The following is a 25,299-nucleotide window of genomic DNA, read 5'->3' on the forward strand; positions in this document are numbered from 1 at the left end:
CGCTTCTTTTATTACTTAAAACCGCAAGTCGACGAAATTTTCGAACGCAATTGATACACCTGTTGTTAAATATAATCTTTTATTATCGAGGGCGCAGGTATTGCCCGAACCACCGCGCTCATCCGCATGTCCCGGGATAAGATGTGAGTAATAACGAGTTTCATAAAGCGTCCGGCATGGACGAAACCGAACGGCGATCCGCTCTGCAACCGGCAGACCGCATGCTTGGCCGCGTCATCGCCTGCGACGGCGCCCATGCCACCATCGCCGCGGAAACGGAACCGGGCTCCACCGATGTTGCACAACTCTGGTCCGTCGGACGGCTGATCTCCATCGAAATGGGCACGAGCCGTGTCGCAGCCCTGGTCTTCGCCATGCGCACCGATGAGAGACAATGGTCCCCGGACAGGTCGAACAGGTTGCTGATCGACGTGGAACTGATGGGAGAGGTTTACCGCACCGATGACGGCAGCGAACGGTTTTCCAGCGGTATTTCGCGTTATCCCTATCTTGGCGCCGTGGCCCACCGCATCCGCACCGGCGACCTTGCCAGGATCTACGACAGCGGCAAGCGTGACAGCTGCATCATCGGCAAGCTGACGCAGGATGATACGATCGGCGCGGCCATCAATATTCCGCAGATGCTTTCGAAGCATTTCGCCGTCGTCGGTTCGACCGGGGTCGGCAAGACCACTGCGGTTTCCCTGCTCTTGAACAAGGCAATCGAGACGGACCCGAAACTGCGCGTCCTCATTCTCGATCCGCACAACGAATTTGCAGCCGCTTTTCCCGATCATTCGGTTGTCATCGATACCGATACGCTCGACCTTCCCTTCTGGCTGATGCGTCTTGAGGAATTTGCGGAAGTGGTTTTCCGTGGCCGCAAGCCTGTGCCGGAAGAGATGGACGTTCTGCGTGACGTCATACCCGAGGCGAAAAAAGCATTTCGCGGCACGGATGGTTCCGCTGTCCGCCGCACCTCCGACAAGAGCGCGATCACACCGGATTCGCCGGTGCCCTACCGCATGGCCGATCTTCTGGCCTCCATCGACGAGCGTATCGGGCGGCTGGAAGGACGCGGTGAAAAGCCGGCGCTCCGTTCCCTGAAAAGCCGCATCCTCTCCGCCATCAACGATCCGCGCTACAATTTCATGTTCTCCAGCAATACGATCAGCGACACCATTCTGGAGACGGTGGCGCATATTTTCCGTATTCCCGGGGAAGGCAAGCCCATTTCAGTGTTCCAGCTCTCGGGCATCCCCTCCGAGGTGGTAAACTCGGTGGTCTCCGTTCTCTGCCGCATGTCGTTTGAGCTGGCGGTGCTGGCGCGCGGCTCGCTGCATATGCTTGTCGTCTGCGAAGAAGCCCACCGTTATGTTCCTGCCGATCCCGAGCGCGGCTTTTTCCCGACCCGGCAGGCGATCGCCCAGATCGCCAAGGAAGGCCGCAAATACGGAATTTCACTCGGCGTCATCAGTCAGCGGCCCAGCGAGCTGGATCAGACCATCCTGTCGCAATGCTCGACCGTTTTCGCCATGCGGCTGTCAAACGAGATTGACCAGAAGATCATTCTGTCGGCCGTGCCCAACGCCTCGGCCTCGACCACCAGCTTTCTGTCCTCCATCGGCAATGGTGAAGCCATCGCTTTCGGCGAAGCCGTGGGGGTGCCGATGCGCATGCGTTTTGACCGCGTGCCGACAATCAAATTGCCGAAGGCAAGCGGCACAGTCAGCCACGTACCGCACGAAACGCCCGATACCGTCGATCTCAATACTATTGTCACCCGCATGCGCGCCACAGCCCGGCCGGTCATCACCGGCTTCCAGCAAAGTGTCGAAGCGGCCTTTTCCGATCTGCCGGAATCGCTGGTGGCGCCCGGAGAAGCGGACGATATCGATCGCTGGAAGCGAGAATTGGGAACACCCGCAGCGGAGGGCTATGAGCCCTACCGCCCGGACATGCTGCCCGGACGCACAGCGCCACCGCCACAAAACCCGGAGAGGATGGACAGCGCCTCCGGTGCCGTCAACGACTTGCGCCGGGCCGGTTTCCAGATGCAGACGCAAAATGGTCCCCCGCCGGCCGATACACGCCCGTCGCTGCGCGAAAGCCTCCTGAAAAAGCCGCTCGGCAGCCTCTATCGCAAGGACTGATGCCAGCCTTCAGGGCTGGATACGCGTCCAGTCCTCCCCCATCTGGTTGCGGAACCAAGTCATCTGCCGTTTGGCATATTGGCGGGTCGCAGCGGCCGATTTTTCGATCACCTCCGCCTCGCTCATGCCTCCGGCCAGCATCTCGGCGATCTGGGAAACGCCGATCGCCTTCATTGCCGTCGCATCGGGCGCGAGCTTGAGAGCCAGAAGCGCCTCGACCTCCTCCACCGCGCCACTTTCCATCATCGCCTCGAAACGACGGTTGATACGGTCATGCAGCACCGGCCTGTCGGGCAAAACGACGAATTTCTGCGCCCGGTCGGGGTCAACGATCACCGGGCCGCTGGCTTTCTGGTAATCCCGGATCGATTTTCCGGTCGCTTCGATCACTTCCAGCGCCCGGACGATACGCTGGCCGTCTCCCGGCTGCAGAGCCTCTGCCATTTCGGGATCGCGGCTCGACAATTCCGTGTGGAGAACCGCCGGGCCCAATTCAATCAGCCGGCCGCGCAGCCTGTCGCGGATTTCGTCCGGGATGACAGGCATATCTGACAGTCCCCCGGTCAGCGCCTTGAAATAAAGCCCCGTGCCACCGACGATGACGGGAAGACGTCTCTGCCCCTTCATATCCGAAAGCAGCATTGAAATATCCCGCAGCCATTCACCCGTGGAATAAAGGCTGCTCGCCGGCACATGGCCGTAAAGCAGATGCGGCACGCCCTGCATTTCATCTTCTGAAGGCCGGGCGGTCAGCACCCGCAGCGTGTCGTAAACCTGCATGCTGTCGGCATTGATGACGACGCCATTCCGCTCCCGCGCCAGACGAAGCGCAAGCGCGGACTTGCCGCTTGCCGTCGGGCCGGTTATCAGGATCGCATCAAAATTCTCATCAAGGTTTTTCATCATGGCTCTCGTTGCCACGCTTATCGCCAATCCGTCAAATCCTGTTCTGACACCGGCCCTCGGCGAAGCCGCCGCAAAGGCCGTCAATGCGTCAGGTCTTTACTGGCTGGCGGATGGTGTCGCCTGCGATATCGCCTTGCCTTCCGGCACCAGTGCCGAAGAAGCCCGCAACGCCATTGCCGGCGCGCTGACTGGCCAGCCAATCGATATCGTCATCCAGGAGCAGGACCAGCGCCGCAAGAAACTGCTGATCGCCGATATGGATTCGACCATGATCGGCCAGGAATGCATCGACGAGCTGGCCGCCGAAGTCGGCCTGAAGGACAAGGTCTCCACCATCACCGCCCGCGCCATGAATGGTGAGATCGCTTTTGAGCCGGCGCTCCGGGAACGCGTGGCGCTGCTGAAAGGCCTGCCGGTTTCGGTCATCGACGACGTCATCGAAAAGCACATTACGCTGACATCAGGCGGCAAGGAACTGATCGCCACCATGAAGGCGAAAGGCTATTACACCGCCCTGGTTTCCGGTGGCTTCACGGTTTTCACCGGCCGCGTCGCAGCGATGCTCGGTTTCGATGAAAACCGCGCCAATCTGCTCGGCGAAGCCAATGGCGAGCTTGACGGCACCGTTGCCGAACCCATCCTCGGCAAGCAGGCCAAGGTGGACGCGCTGAACGACATCGCCGCAAAGCTTGGCATCTCGCCGGAAGAGGCGATGGCGGTCGGCGATGGCGCCAACGATCTCGGCATGCTGCATCTGGCCGGCGCGGGTGTTGCCCTGCACGCCAAGCCCGCCGTCGCGGCTGAAGCGCAGATGCGCATCGACCACGGCGACCTGACCGCGCTGCTTTACATTCAGGGTTACCGCAAGACGGATTTTGTCACTCCATGATCATCCGCGAAACACCAAGGCTCATTCTGCGCGAGTGGAAGGAGAGCGACCGCGACCTGTTCCGCGAAATCAACGCAGACGAAAAGGTCATGGAGTTTTTTCCCTTCCGTCGCAGCCACGCGGAAGCGGACGCCGTACTGGAAACCATCAACGGCATGATCCGTGGCAGCGGTTATGGCTTCTACGCCATGGAACTGCGCGAAACCGGCGAAGTCATGGGTTTCTGCGGCATATCGCCCGTCATGAACCTCGATCCGCCTTTCCCGCTCGGCACCATGGAGATCGGCTGGCGGCTCGCCACCCGCTTCTGGGGCCACGGCTACGTCACCGAAGCCGCACAATCACTGCTCGTCATGGCCTTTGATGAAAAGGAAACGCCGGAAATCGTCTCCTTCGCCGTTCACGACAACCACCGCTCGACCCGCGTGATGGAGCGCATCGGCCTCAAGCGTGACCCGTCACGCGATTTCGATCATCCGCGCGTGCCTGATGACACGCATCCGCATCTGCGTCCGCATGTAACCTATGCGCTGACGCTGGCGGAATGGCGGGAACGGCAGTCGCAATAACGCCCTTCCCGCCAGTCTGGAACCTTACTTCACCGCCGCATTGCCGCCATCCGCAAACAGCGCCGCCCCGGCAACGAAACTCGACATCGGGCTGGCGAGGAAAAGGGCTGCCTGCGCCAGTTCTTCCGGCTCGGCGATGCGTTTCATCGCATGCAGGCCTGCCGCCCATTCCTTCTGGGCCGCATCTCCGGCCATGGGTGTGTCGACCCCGCCGGGAAGCAGCCCGTTGGCGCGAATGCCCTGCACGGCATAATCGGCGGTAATGCCTTTCACCAGCCCCATCAGCGCCGCCTTCGACGTGCCATAGGCCGCCATGCCCGGTATGCCGGCACTGGTGCCGACGAAGCTGGAGATAAAGACGATCGAGCCACCGCCGCGCTTCAGCATCAACGGAATCTGGTGGCGCGCACCGAGATATGCGGAAGTGAGATTGGCTGTGATTACATGATCCCATTCCTCGGCGGAAATCTCCGCCAGCGGCTTCATGGCGCCGACCGCGCCTGCATTGTTGACGGCGATATCGAGACCGCCGAAAATGCTTACGGCCGCATCCGCCAGCCGGGAATGAGTTTCCTCACGATTGACATCGCCGACAACGGCATGGACACAGCCACCGGTCTCGCGAATGCCGGCGGCAACCTCTTCCAGTGCCGCAGCACCCCGCGCATTGATGACGACGGCTGCCCCTTGCGAGGCAAACAGCCTCGCCGTCGCCCGGCCGATGCCGGATGACGCACCAGTGATGATGGCAACCTTGTTTTCGAGTAATTTCATATCCTTGACCTCCATTGATGGAGACCAAGGATTAGAGAGGGGCCGGGATCACAACCACCCGATTCCTGCCGAACCGGGTGGAAAGCGCTTTACTCCAGCGGCAGCGCCACCACGCGCAGATTGCCCTGTGCATCGGCAACCATCATATGGGCGTTCTTGCGGCCTTCGGATTTCAGGCCGTTGATGCGAACCAGCACGTCGCCGGGAACTTCCATGAAATCCTGACCGACTTCGACGATGATATCGCCCGGTTTCATGCCCTTCTGTTCGGCCGGCGAACCCGTATCGACGCTTGCGACCAGCACACCTTCAACGCTTTCGGCAATGCCCTTTTCCGTGCGCAGCTCATTGCTGAGGACGACCAGGTTCATGCCAAGCACGCTCTGCGGCGCTTCACGCACTTCCGGCGTCTGGTCCTGCGCCTGATCGTCGGCGCCGCCATCATCATCAGGCGCAACCACGCCGCCATCGCCGTCTTCGGCCTGCGGGTCTTCGGTCGCGGCCTTTTCGTCGGTCGTATCCTGCAACTGCCCGAGCTTGACCTTGACGGTCTCCTCCTTGCCGTCACGCAGGATCACCACATCGACTTCCTTGCCAACCGGGCTTTCCGCCACGATTCGCAAGAGATCACGCATTTCATGAATGTCCTTGCCGTCGAATTTCAGCACGACATCGCCTGCCTGGATAGGGCCGTTCTCCACCGGGCCGCCTTTGGCCACACCGGAGATAAGCGCACCCTTGGCGCTTTCCATGCCGAGGCTTGCCGCCACATCGTCGGTGACCGGCTGAACACGAACGCCGAGCCAGCCGCGACGGGTCTCGCCGAATTCGATCAGCTGCTGCACGATATTCTGCGCAAGCTCCGTCGGAACGGCAAAACCGATACCGATCGAACCGCCGCTCGGCGAAATGATCGCGGTATTGATGCCGATTACCTCACCCTTCATGTTGAAGAGCGGACCACCCGAATTGCCCTTGTTGATCGCCGCATCCGTCTGGATGAAATTGTCATAGGGGCCGGCATTGATGTTGCGGCCGCGCGCGGAAATGACACCGACAGTCAGCGAACCGCCAAGGCCGAAGGGGTTGCCGATGGCCATTACCCAGTCACCGATGCGCATGCTGCGCGAATCGCCGAACTTGACGGCCTTCAGCGGCGTTTTTGGCTCTACCTTCAAGACCGAAAGGTCGGTTTTGGTATCGGTGCCAACAAGCGTTGCCTTCAGCTTCGAGCCGTTCGGGAAAATCACCTCGATGGCATCAGCACCCTCGATGACGTGATTGTTGGTGACGACATAGCCAGCGGGATCGATGACGAAACCGGAACCCAGCGAGTTGACCTTTTCACCGCCCTCCGGCTTCTGGCTGTCGAAATAATCCTTGAAGAATTCCTGGAAGGGCGACCCCTCCGGCAGCTTCGGCGGAACAGGACCCTTGCCCTCGGTCTTGACGTTCTGTGACGTCGAAATATTCACCACCGCATCCAGCAGCGGCTCGGCAAGATCGGCCACAGACTCCGGCCCATGGCTCTGCGCCCTTGCCGCAACCGGCGCCGAAAGGCTGCCCGCCACAAGCGCGATGCCCGCGACTGCGGCAATGCTGTTGCGAAAAGGCGAAAGAAGGGTCACGGCCATAAGCGTCCTCGCGTTTCAGATAGTCTCGCCTTGCATATATCGACAAAGCATAAGGCGGAATGATGAAGTGTAAAAATACCTTTTCGTGAACAGGCGGATGATGCCTTGCCCCTGCCCACAGCATTGGCACGAAACGGGAGTGAAAAGAAAGGGCCGGCCAAAACCAGTCCTCAGATTACCAACAACGGCCGCCAAGCCCTCTCCTCGGCCATCCCTCGGGTCGTGCCTGAGGATGACGCCGTGCGGGGGCTGTCAAAAAGAAAGGGCCGGTAAAACCGGCCCTTTCAAACTCTCTTGATCCGATATCAGTTCGCCGGCGCGGGCGCCGCGGGTGCGGCAGGAGCCGCAGACGGCGCGCCGTTGATGTTGTTGAAATAACGGAAGAAGGTCGAATCCGGCGACAGGACCAGCGTCGTGCCGGTACCGGTCATCGAATTGGCATAGGCGGCCATCGAGCGATAGAACTCGAAGAAGTTCGGATCGCGCTGGAACGCCTCGCCGAATATGCGGTTACGGTTGGCATCGCCTTCACCGCGCAGCACTTCAGACTGACGACGCGCATCGGACTCGAACTCGACGACCTGACGGTCGGCGATGGCGCGGCGGCGCTGGGCTTCTTCATTACCGCGGGCGCGGATGAGTTCAGCTTCAGCCAGACGTTCCGACTTCATGCGCTCGAAGGTCTGCTGCGACACTTCCTGCGTCAGATCGGTACGGCGGATGCGGACATCCACGATGCTGATGCCGAGCGATTCCGCGTCAGGACGCAGATCGTCACGCACTTCCTGCATCATCGATGCGCGTGCATCCGAAAGCGCCGATTCAAAGCCGCGAAGACCGTAGACCCGGCGCAAAGATGCGTCGAGACGGGTGCGAAGACGCGATTCGGCCGACATCTGGTCACCCGAGACCGTCTGGCGGAACCGGCGTGCGTCCGTGATGCGATAGACGACGAAGGCGTCTACTTCATAGAACTTGCCGCCCGAAACCTGAACACGGATATTGTCATGATCAAAGCGCAGCGCCCGGTTCTCGACATATTGCACCCGGTCGGCATCCATGAAGGCGAAGGGCAGCTTGAAATAGAGGCCCGGCGCGGTTTTCACATCCTGGATTTGACCGAAGCGCACGACGATGGCCTGCTGGCGCTCGTTGACGACGAAGATCGATGAATAGCCGAGGAAAAGCACGGCGGCGAGACCGACGAGAATGGCCGTAAGACGGTTACCCATATCAGTTGCCTCCCTGCTGTGCTGCGCCCGTATTGCCGCGCATGATCTCATTCAGAGGCAGATAAGGCACCACGCCCTGCTTTTCGTCGATGATGACCTTGTTGGAGCCCTTCAGGACCTGTTCCATGGTTTCAAGGAACATGCGCTGACGGGTCACATCAGGTGCCGTGCGATACTGGTCGTAGATGGAGATGAAGCGCTGCGCCTCACCCTCAGCCTCGTTGACGACACGCGACTTGTAAGCGTTCGCCTCTTCGACGATCTGTGCCGCCTGACCGCGTGCCGCACCCAGTTTCTGGTTGGCATACTGGTTGGCTTCCTGAACGAAACGGTCTTCATCCTGCTCGGCACGCTGCACTTCATCAAAGGCATCGGCCACTTCGCGCGGCGGTGCCGCATCTTCGATGGCGACCGCATTGATGGAAATGCCGGCGCCATAACCGTCCATGGTGGACTGGATGATGGTGCGAACGTCGCCGGCAATCGCCTGACGGTTATCGCGGAAAATATCCTGCGCCGGACGACGGCCAACCACTTCGCGCATGGCGCTTTCAGAAACCTGTTGCAGGGTTTCCGCCGGGCTGTCGACATTGAAGAGATAGGATTTCGGATCCGAAACGGTATAGAGCACCGAGAACTGCACGTTGACGATGTTCTGGTCGCCGGTCAGCATCACGCCGCTCGACGACGAAGACGAGGCGCGCGAACCGATATTCTGCTGCTGCTCGGTGACCTTGACGATTTCAACCGTCTCGATCGGCCACAGATGGAAATGCAGGCCCGGCATCGAGATTTCATCCTTGGGACGTCCGAAACGCAGCTCAACGCCACGCTCGTCCGGCTGGACGGTATAGATGGACTGGATGCCGAGGAAAACGAGGATGACAAGAACGAGGATCGCAACCGCGCCGCCATTGAAGCCACCCGGCAGGACATTCTTGAAACGGTCCTGACTGCGCCGGATGATCTCTTCCAGATCAGGTGGGCCGCCATTGTTGCCGCCACCGCCGCCGCGAGGCCGGTTAGGCCCCTGTCCCCACGGGCCGCCACCGCCACCCTGGTTGTTTCCTCCACCGCCGCCGCCCCAAGGGCCGCCGCCGCCATTCTGATTGCTCCAGGGCATCAATACCTCTTTATAAAAGCCTCTCCCGGTTCCGTTCGAAAGCGATTGCTCGCGTGCGGCGGGAATATCGACCCGTTATAGGAAGGAGAAGCGTCCGTTTCAACGCAGAGGTGGTAACTAAATACCCAATCAGGGTAAATAGTTCACTTTGACGCGGCTCTTCGCAAATAAGTGGTGAACAGAACCGGATAATTGTCCCTTTCCCCTGCGGGAGCGGCACTTTCCTCGATTTTTTCAAAGACGGCGGGATCGATTTCCGGAAAAAAAGTGTCGCCATCGAGCTTTACCGCCACATGGGTGACGGAAAGTTGATCGGCAAATGGCATGGCCTGACGATAAATCTCGCCGCCGCCGGCCACGAAAACCTCATCGACACCCATTTCCGCAGCCTTGTCTTTGGCAAGCTTCAAAGCCTCGTCCAGCGACGAGACCACATCAACGCCCGCCGGCCTGTAATCGGCATTGCGGCTGACGATGATATGCGGCCGGCCCGGCAAGGGGCGCTCACCGACAGACAGAAACGTCTTGCGGCCCATGATGAGCGGCTTGCCCATCGTCATCGCTTTGAAGCGCTTGAGATCAGTGGAGAGCTTCCACGGCATATCGAGGTCGCGGCCGATGACGCCGTTTTCCGAGACGGCGACGATGATGGTGACGCGTGGCTCGCTCATACTGCGATCGGTGCCTTAATGCTTGAATCGGCCTCGTAATTCTCCAGCGTAAAGTCTTCGAACTTAAAGCCGAAAAGATCCTTCACATCAGGGTTGAGGCGCATTGTCGGCAAGGCCTTCGGGGTTCGCGTCATCTGCAGCCGCGCCTGCTCGAAATGATTGGCATAGATATGCGCGTCGCCAAGCGTATGGACAAAATCACCCGGCTTCAAACCGGTCACCTGCGCCACCATCAGCGTCAGCAGCGCGTAAGAGGCGATGTTGAAGGGTACGCCAAGGAAGATATCAGCCGAGCGCTGGTAAAGCTGGCAGGACAGCTTGCCATCCGACACATAGAACTGGAACAGGCAATGGCAGGGCGGCAGCGCCATTTCGTCCACCAGCGCCGGGTTCCAGGCCGAAACGATGTGGCGGCGGGAATTGGGGTTGGTTTTCAGCGCCTCGATCAAAAGCGCGATCTGGTCGATATGACGACCATCCGGTGCCGGCCACGAGCGCCACTGCGCGCCATAGACCGGGCCGAGATCACCGTTTTCATCGGCCCACTCATCCCAGATGGAAACGCCATTGTCCTTGAGATAGGCGATATTGGTGTCGCCCTTCAGGAACCACAGCAGTTCATGGATGATCGAGCGCAGATGCAGCTTCTTGGTGGTGAGGACCGGAAAGCCCTGCGAAAGGTCGAAACGCATCTGGTAACCGAAGACCGAGCGCGTACCGGTGCCGGTGCGGTCTCCGCGGTCGGAGCCGGTATCCATCACATGCCGGAGAAGATCGAGATATTGTTTCATGCGTTCTGCCGCCGATTCCCTGATATCAGGAGAATATAATAGCACAGGGCGGCAGAACCAATCACCTAATGCGGGCTATCCCCGGCTCAAATCAAAGCGACTGGAGTTTGCCCAGTTCCTTGGCCACCAGATAATAGAAGGTCACGCGCGACTTGGAGCGATCCGCAGCCATGGCTTTCGCAGTGGCGTCGATCGCCTTGTCGGCGCTGTCGTCTGTCACGCCGAGCTTCTTGCCGCACCAGCTTGCCTTGACGCGCGCAAGCTCTTCCGGATCGGAAGCGGACACCAGCGATGAATCCCGGTTGCGCAACGCAATGCCGAGATGCTTGACGATTTTGCCAACGATGGCTTCGTCGGCTGCCGCATCGTATTTCTTCACATCTGCGAGATAGTCGGTCATATCAACTCCTTCGTGTGTCCCCGGCGCCACGTTGCTTCTGGTGACCGGTTGCATGGAGAATGTGACAGCAATCTCTCGTCGTCAAGAATTGTCTAAATCGTCAACGTCAAACACGAAACCTTTTCATGGAATTGTCATAGCCCCCCTTTTCTCCGCCGGGCGAAACGCCTATATGAGCTTTGCCGGGGCAACCCGGCTATGGCGATAAACGGTCGGTGTAATAAACCTATTGGACCCGGGGGCGGTACCCGGCGCCTCCACCAAAAACCGGCGGACTTCTTTAAAGGGAAGGCCGGCTTTTGATGGGGGCGAAATAGGATCGACAAGGGCGTAAAGATCGAACTTTTGCTCGGCATGATACCGCCGTTATCGGGTCACAAGTGTAGTTGCAAACGACAACAACGCTAAGGAATATGCTCTCGCTGCCTAATGGCGGTGCGGGAATTCCGCTCTAAGTCCTTACGGTTAGCCCCGTAAGGCGGGGTTCGGAGGTACCTGGCAACAGAAACCTCCACCTTCTCCATTTTGCCTGAATTGGTTATATGATAGCTGACTTGCGAACGGCATCGGCTTTTCCGTTGCTGCCGTTCGGGACATTGCGTATACTTGGGCAACGCGCAGCCGTCTGGATCAAGTTGGATCTTCGGTTCAGGATTGCGCAAAGATTCAAAGTGTTACAGCGTCCTTGGCGCGCAAGGCGCGCAGCGCATTAAAAGACGTTCGAATAAGGGAAAGACAGGACCGCATGGGGCAGGATCATATCCGTTACGACATTCTCGCACAGGATGCCCTTCGCGGCGTTATTCGTAAGGTTTTGGGTGAAGTGGCCGCCACCGGCCGCCTGCCCGGCGACCATCATTTCTTCATCACATTCCTGACCGGCGCGCCGGGCGTGCGGATTTCCCAGCACCTCAAGTCGAAATATGCCGAGCAGATGACCATCGTTATCCAGCACCAGTTCTGGGATATGAAGGTAACGGAAACCGGCTTCGAAATCGGCCTGTCCTTCTCCGATACGCCGGAAAAGCTGGTTATCCCTTACAACGCCATTCGCGGTTTCTACGATCCTTCCGTCAACTTCGAGCTTGAGTTCGATGTGCCTCTGGCCGATGAAGAAGAGATTGAAGAGGCCGAAATCACCGCCTATCCCGTTTCCAACGAGGCAAAGCCCGCTTCCACCTCCGAGGCCCCCAAGGCCGGCGAGGAAAAGAAGGAAGGCTCCGTCGTTTCGCTGGATGCCTTCCGCAAGAAGCAGTAAGGCCGTTCTTCCGCCACCCGAAACCCAAGGAGACATATCCGCATGGCCGCCGATATCGTCAATCTGCGTCAGTTTCGGAAGCAGAAAGCCCGCAGCGAAAAGGAAAAACAGGCGGAACAGAACCGCCTGTCCTTCGGCCGCAACAAGACCGAAAAAAACCTGACATCGGCCCTTAATGAGAAAGCTGAAAAGGCGCTCGATCAGGGACGACTCGAAAAGGATGATGGCGGGACCGACAGGGACTGACGATCGGACCTGCCGCAGCCAACTCCCCCGCAAAATCGGAAACCAATCGCGAAACAGAGGCTTGCCGGCGAAACATGATTCAGATTTCCAGCCGGAGGCCGATCTGATGATCCGCAAGCACTCAGCCACATTACACGGCCACCGCACCAGCATTTCACTTGAAGATGCCTTCTGGGAAGAACTGAAGACGATTGCCGAAAGGCGCAAGATCAGCTTCGCCGCCCTGCTCGCGGAAATAGATGACAACCGGCCCGCCGACAGCAATCTGTCCTCGTCTTTGCGCGTTTATGTGCTGAACTGGCTGAAGACCCGGTAATCTTTCCCTCAAGCCCACGACATGGTCCGGCCCTGATCTTCCAGCCCACAGACTACAAACATTCCGGCCATAAAACTCGTAACGTCGCGAAAGCATTCATTAAACATTCGCGGCCTAATCTGCGCTGCAAGGCATTCCCGTATTGCGTAGCCTTGTTTTCAGTCTTTGTTTCATAGTTTTTTCCAATCCCCACATCCGCCACGAGGCGACCCATGGTTTCTGCCATTTCGGGAACAAGCGCCGCTGTTTCCGTCCTTTCCTCTTCATCCACCTCTTCTTCAAGCGTTTCCGAGCTGAAATCGCAGATTGCCGAAAAGCAGTCGGAGCTCGCCCAGACGACCGAAGCGAAAGCCCAGGAAGAACTGAAGAGCGCCATCGCCTCGCTCAAGGCTCAGCTTGAAGCTCTCGAAAACAGCGCCGAGAAATCGGCAGCGTCGGGCAGCAGTGCGGATAAGCCCGGCCTCTCGGGAGAGAGCAGCAGGATTGGCACGAAAAACTTCGATGCCGACACGCCTTTCGGCGAACGCGAGAGCTGGATTTAACCGGCTGCCCGGCAACGCTGGAAAGACCGCCAAAAAAACACAGCTGTCCAGACCACCGCACCAACAATTATTCTGAGGCAATGTCATGAGCCGTTGCCAGACACCCCCTCCTTTCACTTGACTTGAGGGTGCCCGACCGGGTGCGACGATGGCCATGGACCCCGGGAAAAGGAATGCCCCGTTTTTGGGTGCCGGCCTAGACATCCTGCAAATCTGAAGGCGATCCACCCTCAGATTTCAAACAAGCTATGGATTGACCGGAGCATTTTCCGGCGCCAGGTCCCGGATTGCATTTTCCGTCGGCGGCACGACCAGAATCGGCGCCGATTGCCGCTCCGGCACGGGTTGCTGCTGCTGCTGTTGCTGCAACCGCTCCTGCTGTTCTTTCTCCTGGCGAAGACGCTCCTCGGCCGCAGCCTTCAGCCGGGCCTCCTCTTCCGCCTTTGCTTTGGCTTCCGCCTCCACCCGTTCCTTTTCAGCCTGCCGCTCGGCCGCCTGGGAGCGATAAAGCGCCACCTCGCGGCGCAAACGCTGCTTTTCAAGAACGCTGGCCTGCATGGCCTCCACCCGACGGCGCTCCTTTTCGAAAGCCCTGAGCGAGAGATAATTGCTGAGCGTCGAAACATCGATCGTCAAAGCCGGCGCCGCCAGCGGACCATTATAGTTGAGGCGCAGAGACGGTTCGGCTCCGGCAACCGCTTCGGTGCCGGGATTGAAGAGAAGATCGAGATCGCCATTCACGGTCGATGCGGCAATATCCACCGTCGCATCGCCGGCAAGCGTCACCGGATCGATCCCGGCGCGCAGATTCTGGAAATGAAGCGCGCCGCCATTCAGCGAGAACGGCAGGGCCACATCGCCAAGCCCGATTTCGCCCTGCCACAGGTTCTGGTCCACCAGTGGCCGAACTTTGGGCGCATCGATCGGCTGCTGCAAACCATCCGCCGCCTGCAGGATCGGCGACAGGGCGCCGGGGTTGAGCCCCTTCAGCACCAACCCGCCAGCGCGGATTTCACCTGAACCACCCGCTGATTTCAGAATTTCACCGACACTCTTGCCCGTCGATTCGGCCGTCAGGTCGATGGCAACCCGGCCGGTCGCCACCGGGCCATTGGCGTTCGCCCACAGGATAGGCTCCGGATTGGCGTCGGTCACCGCGATCTTGGTGCGGAAAATCCCCGCCCCTTCACCCGTGGACATGGCAAGCCGGCCCGCCAGTTTGCCGCCCATGAAGCCGCCCGTGACATCATCGAGCGAAAGACTGCCCGAATCATGCGTGACCTTGGCCGCCAGACCCGTGATCGTGCCAAACGGACCCGCTTCGAAATTCTCCGCTTTCAGCGACACCGAGGCCTTGAGCTGGGGGAACGCGGCCATGGCCAGCGGCTTGGCGTTGAGCGCACCACTTTCCGGATCGATCACCGGCCCGTAGATCGCATCGCCCAGCCAGGCGAGATCGGCGGTCCTGACCGACAGATCACCGCTGACAGGATAAGGCGCGGCGCGCTGAACCGCGAGATTGCCAGAGAACGGATTGCCGCCCACTTGCCCGCCAACGGAGGAAAAAGCGATCTTCTGCGCATCGACCGCCACTTTCGCATTGGCCTTCACGGCCATGCCGCCGCCGAGTTGCGGCAAACCCACCGCGTTCATGATGAGATATGGCTCGATATCAGCACTTTCGAGCGCCACATCCGCGCTGCCCTCACCGAAATTGGCGGCAGCAACGGCAAAGGAGCCGTTCATCGAAAAATGCGTACGCTCCGTCGAGAAGCGGATATCGGTCTGGACCGGCGAGCCAAGCGTGCCATTGAGCTTGACGGAAAGAAGCCCCTCGCCATCCGCATCGAACGGCAGCGGATCAAGCCCCGCCTGCCCGAACAGGATCGCCGTCGACTGGTTTTTCAACACCGCTTCCAGCGACATCGCCGTATCATCGGTGATCGACAGGAAATCCGGCATCTTGGCAACGGCCGACAGGCGGCTGCCATTGACGGTACCTGATACGGCCACATTGGCCCCGCCATTTTCACTGTTCACCGAAACATCGACGGCAAGGTCGGAATTGGCGTACCACGGCGCGCTGGCGGCCAGGCGGCTGAGGAAGGGGTGGTTGGGCAATTTCTGCTGCAGCATGGTGAAGAACGGCTGCATATCCGGAGCATGCAGGTTTACCGTGCCCTTGCCCGCATATTTCAGCAACGAACCCTGCAGCTGCCCCGTGGCCTTGACCTCAGCACCGGCAATATCGCCAGCCGTCATCTTTTCAAGCGTCAGAACACCGCCGGCCATGGTGAAGGCGGTTTCGACATGATTTGCGGTTACGCCGGCCATGTTGAACCGGTCGGCCTTGAACTTGGCGTCAATGCGATGATCGAGAACCGAGCTTCCAACCTGATCGCCCAGCGCCAGACTGCCGAGCGCCTTCAGCGCATCAAGATCGATTTCATTGCCGGCCAGATCAATGGAAAGATTGGACGTCTTGCCATCGGAGCGCCGCTCCAGCTCACCCTTCAGCGAAGCGTCGCCAATGGCAAGCTCGAGATTGTTGAAACGCTGGTTGAGCGTTGTCAGCGAAACATCGGCGGAAAAACCGGCCGCATTCAGCTGCCGGATCGCCGGATCGACCGAGCCGGAGAGCCAGTTGGCAAGCCCCGAAGGCTGGTTGGATGCGAGAAGCAGATTGCCGTTGAAGGCCGGGCCGCCAAGCAATGTCAACGATCCCTTGGCTTCCAGCTGCGTCCTGCCCGGCAGTGTCGCAACCGCATTCACCACCTGCCAGCCGCTGCCTTCCGGGCGCACATCCAGCCTGATGTCACGAATGGTCGTATCGTCGGAAACCAGCGCCGGAAGGCTGATGCTGGCCTTGCCCGGTACCTGCGGCACCGGAATACGCGCCACCATCGCCGCAAAGGCCTCGATGCGCTGGCGCACGGAGACGGTGGGCTGGCGCGAGGTCTTGCCCGTCTGCACGACGGGTGGCGCAAAGCGGGCGACATCGATCTGCTGGCCATCCGCCGTCAGCAGGAATTCCGGTTTCGCACCGGTATCCAGTGTCGCCTCGCCGGTCACGACATAGGGGTTTTCGCTGCCACCAAGCTCCATGCGGTAGCTCGATATGCGCACGCTTTCATTGGTCAGTTCGAAACTGCCGCGTGTACGCGGCGAAGAAAACAGCGATTGCCCGGCCTGTTTCTGCTTTTCGTCTTCCCGGAAGCTGAAAGCGAAAGAGCCGATATAGGCAGGCTTGCCCGCCGTTGCGGCAATCGCGCCATCAAGATCGACCTCGACCGGATGTTCATCCGGCACCACCCGCACCCTGAGCCCCATGCGGCCGGCGGCATAATCGGGCTCGCTGCTGGAGAGGGAGAAGGAACCCGGATGCCCGTCAACGGCAGCACGCCCTTCCGCCTTCCACGGCCCGGCCAGCGAATTGGCGGACATGTCGGCGTTAAGGCCGGTCACGACGCGGTTGCGGCCGGATTGCTCATCGATGAATTCGATTTGCCCGCCTTCGATCTGTACGCTTTCCAGAACCACGGTGCGGGCGGGAATTTCCGCCCGGCTGCCACGCATCCAGTCCAGCGTGCCGTCCTTCAACAGCCTGATCTTGGCTTTTGGCTCCTCGATGCGCATGTCGAAGATACGCGCCTCGCCGGAAAGGAAAGGGGCAAGCTCGGCATCCATGGAGAAACGGGCGACCTGGATGAGCGGCGATCCATCCGCATCCGTTCCGGCGCGCACATCATGCAGGGTTACCGAAGGGAAAGGCAGGATACGGGCCTCCACCCGGCCGTGCACCACCACCTTCTTGCCCAGAATGCGGCTTGCCTGGTCTTCAAAGTCGCGGCGGAAATCCGTCCAGTCGACGAAATAGGGAATGAGCAGCGCCGAAAACAGCACCAAGGCCAGCAGTCCGCCCAGAAAAACCAGAATACGCCCGAGCACTGACCTGCATCTCCCTTCGCGAACGCTGCAAACCTATTCTTTTCTGCCTTAACGGCAAGCAGCCTTTTGTACCAATCAATTGTGAGAATGATCAGACAAGCCGGAACAGCTTGCCCGGATTGAAAATATTATCCGGATCGAGCGACGTTTTGATGGCACGCATCACATCCAGCGCATTTCCAGCCTCTTCGGCCAGAAAACTCATCTTGCCCTGGCCGATGCCGTGCTCGCCGGTGCAGGTGCCGTCCATGGCAATCGCCCGGCGGTTGAGGCGGGCGACGAAAGCTTCGGTTTTCGCGACACTTTCGGCATCCTTGCCATCGAACAGAATAAGGACATGAAAGTTTCCGTCCCCCGCATGGCCGACGATTGGCGCCAGAAAACCGTTTTCCTCGATGTCCCGCTGCGTTTCCACCACGCAATCTGCCAGCCTTGAAATCGGCACGCAGACGTCCGTGGAAAGCCCGTCGAGGTCAGGCGCAAGCGCCCGCGATGCCCAATAGGCGTCATGCCGTGCCTTCCACAGCTTGTTGCGCTCGGCAGCATCGCCCGTCCAGCGGAAATCGACGCTGCCGCATTCGGCCGCGATCTCGGCAAATTGCTGCGATTGCAGCGCCGCCGTTTCTTCCGTGCCGTGAAACTCCACAAACAGCGTCGGCTTTTCCGCGTAGTTCAGGCCGGAATAGGCGTTGCAGGCGCGCACCTGCACCTCATCAAGCAGTTCGATGCGGGCAACCGGAACGCCCATCTGGATCGTCATGATGACGGCATCACAGGCTGCCTTGATACTATCGAAGGTGCAGACCCCGCCGGCGATCTTTTCCGGTATGCCCTGCAGCCGCAGCGTGACCGAGGTGATGACGCCGAGCGTCCCCTCCGCCCCCACAAAAAGCCGTGTCAGATCGTAACCCGCAGACGACTTGCGGGCGCGGCGTGCCGTGCGGATTTCCTCACCATTGGCGACGATGGCGGTGACGGCCAGCACATTGTCCTTCATCGTGCCGTAGCGCACGGCATTGGTGCCTGACGCCCGCGTCGAGGCCATGCCGCCGATCGAGGCATTGGCGCCCGGATCGATCGGGAAAAACAGGCCGGTATCGCGCAGGTAGACATTCAGGTCCTCGCGCGTCACGCCCGGCTCCACCGTCACGTCAAGATCTTCGGCATTCACCTCAATGATGCGATTCATCCGGCTGAAATCGATGCAGATTCCACCGTTGGGCGCATTTACCTGCCCTTCGAGCGAAGACCCCGTTCCGAACGGAATGACCGGCACCTTGTACAGTGCACAAGCCTTCACCACGGCCTTCACATCATCAGCGTTTTCGGCAAAGACAACGCCGTCAGGCGCCTGCAGGGTCAGATAGGTGGTGGTGTGGCCGTGCTGTTCGCGAAACGCCTGCCCGGTCTGGAGCTTCTCACCAAGCTGCTGCTTCAGCACCGCGAGCACCGAGGCAATGCCCTCTTCGTTCCGCTTTCCCGCCACCACATCTTTCAGCGCCATCGTCTGTCTCCACCGCAACATCCGCCCGTAACGGAGCAGATCCATTACGAAATTCCGTCAGGTGGTATGGGATAAGGTTAACGCTTTGTCCAGCCGATCAGCCGCGCGAATGGCAAGAACGAACTGCTACCGCCGCGGCTTCGTTGCTCGGCGTATTGCCAGCCCCGAGCAAGCTCCGCCCCATATACACCTTATACGTGAATTTATTCATCGATACTCATAAATGCATATGAATTACAACCGGAATGCGGATCCTGGAAAAGCATGTCCGCGTTCAAACATCAGGGTTTCAAGATGACTACAATTACAAGTCAGCCCTTCACCGCATCGAATTCTTTTCGGCCGCTGACCGAAAACATTTCCCCCGGAGACCAGGCAAGCTCCCCCTCACACGCCATGAAAGGCGTCAATCCTCTTACCGTGCTGCTTGCGTCCGACCTGGACAATGAAACCGGCGACCTCACCTACGACAGGACAGGCAGGATCGAAAGCATGCCAGAGAAACGCAGCGCGGATGTTGAAAACGCAAAGGACAAATCAGGCGCAGAGGGCGAAACAGATTGGAAGGAAGAAATTATCCGAACCACCAGCCTTGATGTTTCCCCGGCCTCCAGCAGACGCGACATATGGGGAGAGGAATTGCGGTTCAATAAGGCTATCCACATCCTAGGCGTACGGCCTCAAGATATTATTCGCAATTTCGTTCCAGAAGGCATGACCAAAGAGAGTGTGTATGAACTGACACCGGAGGCATATCAAGCTGAGCTAAGTAAAGCATACTACAACGCTTCGCAGCGCGAACAGAGGGAGAGTTGGGCATATCACGGCCGCGATTTCGACGCCTATGTGGCAGGCGTAGACAACCCGGCCTATGCAGCCATGGGCGTTCCCGGAAGCATACAAACGCTTCAGAATGCAATCGATTTTTACAACAGCACGCACAAAACTGAAATTCAGAAGGTAGATTCGGAAACTCTGACAGATAAACAGCGAGCAACTCGTAAAATGCTCGAAGACACCAGTAACTACTGGAAAAAACGCGCCAAAGACCAACTCGACCGGACGATTTCCAGCCTGTTCAATAGCTATGACAGAATAGGGAACCTGATTGAGACGGACGCGAACGGCAGAGTCAGCGTCGGAGCCTTTGAACTGTCTTACAAAGGTGTCCAGATTTATCGCCCGAACGGGGATTAATCAGCTGGCAGGTCTGCTTAATTCTGTCGGTGGCCTGAGAAAACAGGCTTCCGCTCAAGTTATGGCGAAACTCGCAACCGGTTTGCCCATCGCCTTCCTACTCGGCAGCAAGCAGCGGCTTGTCTTCCTCCAGCGCCTTGCGGCGGGCGGCAAGTTCCAGTTCGCGGTGGAGGCGGATTTCCTCATCCGCCTGCGGCTTGGCGAAGCGGGCGATCAGCAGATAGGAGACCGGCGTGATGTAAAGCGTCACCAGCGTCGCAAAACCGAGACCGCCGACGATGACCCAGCCGAGCGCGATGCGAGCTTCCGCACCCGCCCCCTGCGCCAGCACCAGCGGCACGCCGCCGAGAATGGTGGCGATCATCGTCATCATGACGGGGCGCAGACGGATGCTGGTGGCCTTTTCGATGGCTTCGCGCACGGTGGCGCCCTGATCACGCAGGTGATTGGCGAATTCGACGATGAGGATGCCGTTCTTGGCCATGACGCCGACCAGCAGCACGAGACCGATCTGACTATAGACGTTGAGGCTGGACCCGGTGACCAGCAGGGCGATGACTGCGCAGGCAAGGCCGAGCGGCACCGTGGTCATGATGATGACCGAACTCAGAACGCTTTCGAACTGCGCGGCGAGCACGAGGAAGATGATGGCGATGGCGAAACCGAAGGTCAGCAACATGCCGCTCGAATTTTCTTCAAGCGTCGCCGCTTCGCCGAGCGGCAGCAGGCGAGCACCCGGCGGCAGCACGGATTGCGAAAGCTCATTCACCTTTTGAAGGGCCTCACCAAGCGAAACGCCATCCTTGAGGTTGGCGGTAAAGCCAACGGAGGGAAGCTGCTGCTCGCGGTTCAGCTGCGGCGCAACCGCATTTTCCTTGAGCGTGGCAATAACCGACATCGGCACGATCTTGCCGTCGCCCGTTTTCAGGAAGACGTTTTCCAGATCGGTCGGATCGTTGATCGGCCGGGTCGAAGACAGGAGCCGTACGGGGATCGCATCGCCATCCACGAAGACATCAACAATCGAGCGTCCCTCTAGCAGCGACTGCATGGCACGCGACAGGCCGGTGATATCGATACCGAGATCCGACGCGCGTTCGCGGTCGATGGAGACGGAGATCTGCGCCTGATTGGGCTCGTTATCGAAGCGCGGCGTGTCGAACAGGCCGCTTTCCTCCATGGAAAGCAGCAACTTCTGCGTCGCCGCCGTCAGCGCCGGATAATTGCTGCCGACCATCGCCATCTGCAACCCGCTGCCGGCGCCGCGAATTCTGAGGCTGTTCGGCTGCATCGCATTGCCGCGCAGCGCGGGCACACTGTTGGCAGCGGAGGTGACGTCGGCAGCGATCTGGTTCTGCGTACGCTCACGATCGGCCCAGGGGGCGAGCGTCAGCACCATGAAGCCGGTATTGGACGAACCGTTCATGCCGGTGATGGAGTAGATATTGCGGATTTCGCCACTGTCGCGCAGCGGCTGCAGGTTTTCCTCGATCCGCTGCAACTGGTCACGGGTATATTCGAGGCTGACGCCCTGCGGCGCAGTCACCCGCATCATGAGCGAGGCGCGGTCTTCACGCGGCGTCAGCTCATTCTGGATCATGCCGAAGGCGATCCACGACAGGCCGGAGAAGATCAGCGCCACGACGATGACGATCAGCGGATTGTTGAGGCAGGCGGAAAGCGTTGACTTATAGGTGGAGGCAAAGACATTGCCGAACCAGGCGAGCGGCCCCGTCGGTTCCTTCAGCCCCTCTTTCAGCATGCGCGAGGCGAGCATCGGGCAGAGCGTCAAGGCAACGATCGAGGACAGGCCCACCGCGAAGGCCAGCACGAAGCCGAATTCACGGAACAGGCCACCAAGCTGGCCGGGCAGGAAGGAGAGCGGAATGAACACGGCGGCAAGCGTCGCCGTCGTTGCGATGACCGCGAAGAAGACTTCCTGCGTGCCGAGAACGGCAGCGGCCCGCGGCCCCATGCCTTCCGTGCGGCGGCGCACGATGTTTTCCAGCACGACGATGGCGTCATCGACAACCAGGCCGGTCGCGAGAACGATGGCAAGCAGCGTCAGAATATTGATGGAAAAGCCAACCATATAGATGGCGACAATGGTGCCGATCAGCGCCACCGGCATGGTGATTGCCGGAATGAGAGTGGCGCGCCAGTCGCGCAGGAACAGGTAAAGCACCACGACGACGATAAGCGCGGAAAGGCCGAGTGCCAGTTCAACCTCGTGCAGCGCGCCTTCGATGAAGACGGCGTCATCGCTGGTCACGACGATACGCGTGCCTTCCGGCAGGTTGGCCGACATGGTATCAACAGCGGCCTTCACGCCCGTGGAAATACTGAGCGTGTTCGACTGCGCCTGGCGGATGACGCCGAGACCGACACCCTGCACGCCATTGGAGCGCAGCGAGGTGGATTCATCATCCGCCCCGAGCATGACGGTTGCCACGTCCCTGAGACGAATATTGTTCTTGATCAAAAGATTGGAGAAGTCTTCGGGCTTCGTCAGGCTCGCCGTAGCGCGCACGACGATGTCCTGCGTCGTGCTTTTCAGCGACCCCGCCGGCACGTCAAGCGCAGCACTGGCAAGCGCGTTCGAGACATCGGTGACCGTCAGACCACGGCTGGCGAGTGCCGCCTGATTGAGATCGACGCGGAAAACCTTTTCCTGATCGCCGTAAAGCTCCACATCCGCCACGCCATCAACGGCGGCCAGACGGTCGATGATCTCGTCATCCACCAGCTTGGTCAGGTCTTCCATGCTGAGCGTGGTCGAGGTGACGGCAAGGCGCATGATCGGCTGGCTGTCGGAATCCGCCTTGATGATCTGCGGTTCGTCAGCATCATCAGGCAGCTGATTGGTGACGCGGCCGATGGCATCGCGCACATCATTGGCGGCAACGGCGAGATCAACATTGTCGCCGAATTCCAGCGTCACGCGGCTGGTGCCGAATTGCGAATTGGACGAGATGGACTTGACGCCACTGACACGGGCGACAGCACCTTCAATGGTCTGCGTCACTTCCTGGTCGATGGTTTCCGGCGCGGCACCTTCATAGGTGGTCCTGACGCTGATCGTCGGCCGGTCGACATCGGGCAATTCACGCACTTCGACGCCAACGAGTGCGGCAAGGCCGGCGACGACCAGCAGCGTGTTGAGAACCGCCGCCAGAATGGGCCGGCGCACGAACAGGGCAGTAAAGGCGAGCTTGGAATCCTGCCCGGAGGGTGGCTGCATCGTCATTGGCTGGCAACCTCTTCAGGCTTCGGCTGATTGTTGACGCGGACCGCGCCGCCTTCTCTCACACGCTGCAGACCCTCGATCACGACAGGCTCGCCCTCCGCCAACTCGGCCTTGACCAGAACGGCATCGGGGTTGCGCTGCACGATCTGCACCCGCACCTTGTTCGACTTGTTGTCGATAACGCGCCAGACATAGGAGCCTTCCGCATCCCACTGCACGGCCAGCGGATCGACCGAAGCATAGGTCTCCCCGGCAAAACGCATGGTGACACCAAAAGACATGCCGGCCCTCAGCTCATCCTTCTCATTGCCGAACTTCGCCCGGATGCGGATCGTCCGGCTTGCCTCGTCAACACGGTTGTCGACGGCCTCGATCTCACCCTTGAAGGCCTCGCCGGGCCGGGAAATCGACGTCGCCTCCACCGGCATGCCGACCTTGATCGCGGTTGCGAAGCGCTCGGGAGCCCAGAAATTGACGAGAATTTCAGAACGATCGTCGATGCTGACGATGGTCGATTGCGTGGTGACGTTGTCGCCGATATTGGCAGCGACGATACCGGCCACGCCTTCGATGGGCGCGACGATGTCGCGGCGCTTGAGATTGAGCTCGGCGGTGCTCAGCGCAAGCTTGGCAGCCTCTTCGGCAATCTGCGCATCCAGCACGTCAAGCCGGGAAACCGATTTCAGGTTCTTGTAGGAATTGGATTTTTCAACCGCGCTGCGCAGTGTGACCTGCGCCTTGTCGCGCTCGATCACCTGCTCCTCATCATCGAGCCGCGCGAGGACCTGCCCCTTCACGACGCGAGCACCGGAGGAGGTGCGAATTTCCGAAACGGTGCCGGAGGCCTGCGGCATGACGACGACCGACTGGATCGCCTCACCATTGCCAATGGCGTTCAGCCGGTCATTGACCGTACCTTTCTTGACGGGAGCCATGACCACCAGGGTCGCGTTGCTGTTGCCACGCGCGCCGCCGGCATTCTGGCCCGCCGGCGTGCCGGAGGCTCCGGCGCCGGATGCGGCAACCTCGATCGCATCGGCCGGCATTTTGCCAAGCCCGATGGCAGCGAGAACATTGCGGGCGTCGGGCGAATAAAAGCCCCAGAGACAGAGCCCCGCTCCCACCACGGTAACACTGACACCCACCTGTTTCCAGACCCGCATGTATTTCTCCGGTTGATCCGCGCAGTAAAATGGAGTTCCAAACCGAACCCTGTTGGAACGTGCAAAGTATTCCCGCTTGCCTTGACGAAGGCAACGCACAAAACCGTTCCTTACGTAATTGTAATTTGTGATGAATTTTCGTCGGGACGCATGGCGCAACCGTTTCTGTCGCAAATCTCCGCCGATCGGTTACTCTAAAAGCCGAAAACCATTTGCGGAGGAAGCCATGAGCACCGTGACGAAAGCCGAAAATCCCGAAGCCGACCCACGCGTCAAAGCCGTGTTCGATGATATCCGCACCACCCGCAAATCGGATTTCATCAATAATATGTGGCTCTACCTCGCCTTTGATCCTGATCTCCTGGAAAAGACCTGGGCCGAGGTCAAGGCGGTGATGGCGACGCCTTCGGCACTCGATCCCGTGGTCAAGGAAATGCTCTATATCGCCGTTTCCGTCACCAATGGCTGCTCCTATTGCGCCCATTCCCACACGGCCGCCGCAAAAGCCAAGGGCATGACCACTGAACAACATGCCGATCTGTTGCGCATCATCGCGCTTGCAGCCAAGACCAACCAGCTTGCCGTGGCGCTGCAAGTGCCCGTTGACGCCGCTTTCGATGCCGACAGACGGGTTTGAGACGAAGAAAATGCCTTGGAATAGGCGTTTTGACTGACGATACCGGAATAAAAGCAGAACACGGTTCTGGCCTTTATATCCCGAATCACTACATTGGGC

At 59.5% G+C, this 25,299-nt stretch carries 21 protein-coding genes and 1 other RNA gene; 10 read left to right on the forward strand and 12 right to left on the reverse strand.

Annotation, left to right across the window (positions count from 1 at the left end; translation table 11 throughout):
• The first annotated feature begins 143 nt into the window (after positions 1 to 143).
• Complete coding sequence (locus EXN68_RS07335; RefSeq protein ID WP_142840227.1) at positions 144 to 2,153, forward strand: ATP-binding protein; 2,010 nt, start codon at positions 144 to 146, stop codon at positions 2,151 to 2,153.
• A 9-nt stretch (positions 2,154 to 2,162) separates the two neighbouring features.
• On the opposite strand, the gene miaA is transcribed toward EXN68_RS07335, so the two are convergent.
• The gene (miaA, locus tag EXN68_RS07340) at positions 2,163 to 3,059 is read right to left on the reverse strand and encodes a tRNA (adenosine(37)-N6)-dimethylallyltransferase MiaA (protein WP_142840228.1); all 897 of its coding nucleotides are present in this window, start codon (positions 3,057 to 3,059) and stop codon (positions 2,163 to 2,165) included.
• On the opposite strand from miaA, the gene serB reads away from it, so the two are divergent.
• A complete protein-coding gene (gene serB, locus EXN68_RS07345; protein WP_142840229.1) occupies positions 3,058 to 3,948 on the forward strand; it encodes a phosphoserine phosphatase SerB in 891 nt (296 codons plus the stop codon). The two genes, miaA and serB, sit on opposite strands and share 2 nt — an antisense overlap.
• Positions 3,945 to 4,517 carry a GNAT family N-acetyltransferase gene (locus EXN68_RS07350; protein ID WP_142840230.1) on the forward strand — a complete coding sequence of 191 codons (573 nt, stop codon included), beginning with the start codon at positions 3,945 to 3,947 and terminating at the stop codon, positions 4,515 to 4,517. The genes serB and EXN68_RS07350 overlap by 4 nt, the downstream gene beginning before the upstream one ends.
• A 24-nt stretch (positions 4,518 to 4,541) precedes the next feature.
• Here the strand turns inward: EXN68_RS07350 and EXN68_RS07355 are convergent, their stop codons facing one another.
• The 7 genes from EXN68_RS07355 to EXN68_RS07385 all read right to left on the reverse strand — a co-directional run bounded on the left by EXN68_RS07355 (position 4,542) and on the right by EXN68_RS07385 (position 11,142).
• Positions 4,542 to 5,291, reverse strand: coding sequence for an SDR family oxidoreductase (locus tag EXN68_RS07355; protein WP_142840231.1), 750 nt, complete (start codon positions 5,289 to 5,291; stop codon positions 4,542 to 4,544).
• Between the two features lie 89 nt (positions 5,292 to 5,380).
• Complete coding sequence (locus EXN68_RS07360) at positions 5,381 to 6,925, reverse strand: Do family serine endopeptidase (RefSeq protein WP_142840232.1); 1,545 nt, start codon at positions 6,923 to 6,925, stop codon at positions 5,381 to 5,383.
• 305 nt (positions 6,926 to 7,230) lie between these two features.
• Entirely contained in the window at positions 7,231 to 8,157 is a 927-nt protein-coding gene (gene hflC / locus EXN68_RS07365; protein ID WP_142840233.1) for a protease modulator HflC, read from the reverse strand.
• Between the two features lies 1 nt (position 8,158).
• Positions 8,159 to 9,280, reverse strand: coding sequence for an FtsH protease activity modulator HflK (gene hflK, locus EXN68_RS07370; RefSeq protein WP_142840234.1), 1,122 nt, complete (start codon positions 9,278 to 9,280; stop codon positions 8,159 to 8,161).
• Positions 9,281 to 9,423: 143 nt separating this feature from the next.
• Positions 9,424 to 9,951 (reverse strand): dihydrofolate reductase, encoded by a 528-nt coding sequence (locus tag EXN68_RS07375; protein WP_142840235.1) that lies wholly within the window; start codon positions 9,949 to 9,951, stop codon positions 9,424 to 9,426.
• A complete protein-coding gene (locus tag EXN68_RS07380) occupies positions 9,948 to 10,742 on the reverse strand; it encodes a thymidylate synthase (RefSeq protein WP_142840236.1) in 795 nt (264 codons plus the stop codon). The genes EXN68_RS07375 and EXN68_RS07380 overlap by 4 nt, the downstream gene beginning before the upstream one ends.
• Before the next feature lie 91 nt (positions 10,743 to 10,833).
• Positions 10,834 to 11,142: a DUF2853 family protein gene (locus EXN68_RS07385; protein WP_035242256.1), complete on the reverse strand. Its 309-nt coding sequence runs from the start codon at positions 11,140 to 11,142 to the stop codon at positions 10,834 to 10,836.
• A 142-nt stretch (positions 11,143 to 11,284) separates the two neighbouring features.
• Between EXN68_RS07385 and ssrA the strand changes: the two genes are divergently transcribed.
• From ssrA to EXN68_RS07410, 5 genes are all read left to right on the forward strand, one after another.
• Positions 11,285 to 11,658: a transfer-messenger RNA gene (gene ssrA, locus EXN68_RS07390) on the forward strand.
• A gap of 229 nt (positions 11,659 to 11,887) precedes the next feature.
• Positions 11,888 to 12,400, forward strand: coding sequence for an SspB family protein (locus EXN68_RS07395; RefSeq protein WP_142840237.1), 513 nt, complete (start codon positions 11,888 to 11,890; stop codon positions 12,398 to 12,400).
• A 42-nt stretch (positions 12,401 to 12,442) separates the two neighbouring features.
• Entirely contained in the window at positions 12,443 to 12,646 is a 204-nt protein-coding gene (locus EXN68_RS07400) for a DUF4169 family protein (protein ID WP_142840238.1), read from the forward strand.
• A 106-nt stretch (positions 12,647 to 12,752) separates the two neighbouring features.
• Entirely contained in the window at positions 12,753 to 12,962 is a 210-nt protein-coding gene (locus EXN68_RS07405) for a ribbon-helix-helix domain-containing protein (RefSeq protein WP_142840239.1), read from the forward strand.
• Positions 12,963 to 13,174: 212 nt separating this feature from the next.
• Positions 13,175 to 13,504: a hypothetical protein gene (locus EXN68_RS07410; RefSeq protein WP_142840240.1), complete on the forward strand. Its 330-nt coding sequence runs from the start codon at positions 13,175 to 13,177 to the stop codon at positions 13,502 to 13,504.
• A gap of 246 nt (positions 13,505 to 13,750) precedes the next feature.
• On the opposite strand, the gene EXN68_RS07415 is transcribed toward EXN68_RS07410, so the two are convergent.
• The gene (locus EXN68_RS07415; protein ID WP_142840241.1) at positions 13,751 to 17,452 is read right to left on the reverse strand and encodes an AsmA family protein; all 3,702 of its coding nucleotides are present in this window, start codon (positions 17,450 to 17,452) and stop codon (positions 13,751 to 13,753) included.
• Positions 17,453 to 17,543: 91 nt separating this feature from the next.
• On the reverse strand, positions 17,544 to 18,956 hold the full coding sequence (locus EXN68_RS07420; protein ID WP_142840242.1) for an FAD-binding oxidoreductase: 1,413 nt from the start codon (positions 18,954 to 18,956) through the stop codon (positions 17,544 to 17,546).
• Between the two features lie 294 nt (positions 18,957 to 19,250).
• Between EXN68_RS07420 and EXN68_RS07425 the strand changes: the two genes are divergently transcribed.
• Positions 19,251 to 20,153 carry a hypothetical protein gene (locus EXN68_RS07425; protein ID WP_142840243.1) on the forward strand — a complete coding sequence of 301 codons (903 nt, stop codon included), beginning with the start codon at positions 19,251 to 19,253 and terminating at the stop codon, positions 20,151 to 20,153.
• A 97-nt stretch (positions 20,154 to 20,250) separates the two neighbouring features.
• Here EXN68_RS07425 and EXN68_RS07430 read toward each other — a convergent pair whose 3' ends face one another.
• Both EXN68_RS07430 and EXN68_RS07435 read right to left on the reverse strand, forming a co-directional pair.
• Entirely contained in the window at positions 20,251 to 23,400 is a 3,150-nt protein-coding gene (locus tag EXN68_RS07430) for an efflux RND transporter permease subunit (RefSeq protein WP_142840244.1), read from the reverse strand.
• Positions 23,397 to 24,563 (reverse strand): efflux RND transporter periplasmic adaptor subunit, encoded by a 1,167-nt coding sequence (locus EXN68_RS07435; protein ID WP_142840245.1) that lies wholly within the window; start codon positions 24,561 to 24,563, stop codon positions 23,397 to 23,399. The genes EXN68_RS07430 and EXN68_RS07435 overlap by 4 nt, the downstream gene beginning before the upstream one ends.
• Positions 24,564 to 24,789: 226 nt before the next feature.
• On the opposite strand from EXN68_RS07435, the gene EXN68_RS07440 reads away from it, so the two are divergent.
• Positions 24,790 to 25,200 (forward strand): carboxymuconolactone decarboxylase family protein, encoded by a 411-nt coding sequence (locus EXN68_RS07440; RefSeq protein WP_142840246.1) that lies wholly within the window; start codon positions 24,790 to 24,792, stop codon positions 25,198 to 25,200.
• Positions 25,201 to 25,299: the final 99 nt, after the last annotated feature.

It is taken from the genome of Martinezella rhizogenes (assembly GCF_007002745.1).
Classification (GTDB): Bacteria; Pseudomonadota; Alphaproteobacteria; order Rhizobiales; family Rhizobiaceae; genus Agrobacterium; species Agrobacterium cucumeris.